We start from the raw sequence: 1874 nt of genomic DNA on the forward strand, positions 1-1874 counted from the left end.
CCTCAAGGGCGAGAACGGCATCGGAACGGTCCGCCGCACCACCCTCCCGGGCGGACTGCGCGTCGTCACCGAGACCCTGCCGTCCGTACGCTCCGCCACCTTCGGCATCTGGGCCCATGTCGGCTCCCGTGACGAGACGCCGTCCCTGAACGGCGCCACGCACTATCTGGAGCACCTCCTCTTCAAGGGCACCGAACGCCGCTCCGCCCTCGACATCTCCTCGGCGATCGACGCGGTCGGCGGTGAGATGAACGCCTTCACGGCGAAGGAGTACACCTGCTACTACGCCCGGGTGCTCGACACCGATCTGCCGCTCGCCATCGACGTCGTCTGCGACATGCTCACCGGCTCGCTGATCCACCAGGAGGACGTGGACGCCGAGCGCGGCGTCATCCTCGAAGAGATCGCCATGACCGAGGACGACCCGGGCGACTGTGTGCACGACCTCTTCGCGCACACCATGCTCGGCGACACCCCCCTCGGCCGCCCGGTCCTCGGCACCGTCGACACCGTGAACGCCATGACCGCCGAACGGGTCCGCCGCTTCTACCAGAAGCACTACGACCCCACCCATCTGGTCGTCGCCGCCGCGGGCAACATCGACCACGCCACCGTCGTACGCCAGGTCCGCCGCGCCTTCGAGCGGGCCGGCGCCCTCACCCGTACGGACGCGGTCCCGCTCGCCCCCCGCGACGGCACCCGCGCCGTACGCACCGCGGGCCGGGTCGAACTCCTCGACCGCAGGACCGAGCAGGCCCATGTGGTCCTCGGCATGCCCGGCCTCGCCCGCACCGACGACCGCCGCTGGGCCCTGGGCGTACTGAACACCGCACTCGGCGGCGGTATGTCCTCCCGCCTCTTCCAGGAGGTACGGGAGAAGCGCGGCCTCGCCTACAGCGTCTACTCCTACACCTCGGGCTTCGCCGACTGCGGACTCTTCGGCGTCTACGCGGGCTGCCGCCCCAGCCAGGTCCACGACGTCCTGAAGATCTGCCGCGACGAACTGGACCGGGTCGCCACGGACGGACTCTCCGACGACGAGATCGGCCGCGCCGTCGGCCAGCTCTCCGGCTCCACCGTGCTCGGCCTGGAGGACACCGGCGCGCTGATGAACCGTATCGGCAAGAGCGAACTGTGCTGGGGAGCGCAGATGTCCGTCGACGACATGCTCGCCCGGATAGCGGCCGTCACCCCCGACGAGGTCCGCGAGGTCGCCGCCGGCGTCCTCGGGCACCGCCCCTCGCTCGCGGTGATCGGCCCGCTCAAGGACCGCCAGGCGGACCGTCTGCACGAGTCGGTCTCCTGAGCTTCGCACCCAAGAACGCACAGGTCACACAAGGGATCAGAGAATGAGCAAGCTGCGCGTGGCAGTACTCGGCGCCCGGGGCCGGATCGGCTCCGAGGCCGTACGGGCCGTCGAGGCCGCCGACGACATGGAACTGGTCGCCGCCCTCGACCGGGACGACAGACTGGACTCCCTGGTCGAACACCGTGCCGAGGTCGTGGTCGAGCTGACCACTCCGGCGTCCGTGCTGGACAACCTCGACTTCTGTGTACGCCACGGCATCCACGCGGCCGTCGGCACCACCGGCTGGACCGACGACCGACTCGCCCGGCTCACCGCTTCGCTGGCCGCCTCCCCGGAGACCGGGGTGCTCATCGCCCCGAACTTCTCCATCGGCGCGGTCCTCACCATGAGGTTCGCCCAGCAGGCGGCCCGCTACTTCGAATCCGCCGAAGTCGTCGAGCTGCACCACCCGAACAAGGCCGACGCCCCCAGCGGCACCGCCACGCGCACCGCCCAGCTCATCGCCGCGGCCCGCGCCGAAGCGGGCTGCGCGCCGCAGCCCGACGCCACCGTCACCGCCCTGGAC

General features: G+C 70.8%; 2 protein-coding genes. Both read left to right on the forward strand.

Annotated elements, in window-relative coordinates; all coding sequences use genetic code 11:
- A partial coding sequence (locus tag ACWF94_RS39700) for a M16 family metallopeptidase (RefSeq protein WP_453500030.1) occupies positions 1–1306 on the forward strand: 1306 nt, incomplete at its 5' end.
- 43 nt (positions 1307–1349) lie between these two features.
- The coding region (locus tag ACWF94_RS39705; RefSeq protein ID WP_453500032.1) for a 4-hydroxy-tetrahydrodipicolinate reductase at positions 1350–1874 on the forward strand (525 nt) is incomplete at its 3' end.

This window comes from Streptomyces sp. NPDC055078, assembly GCF_053607985.1.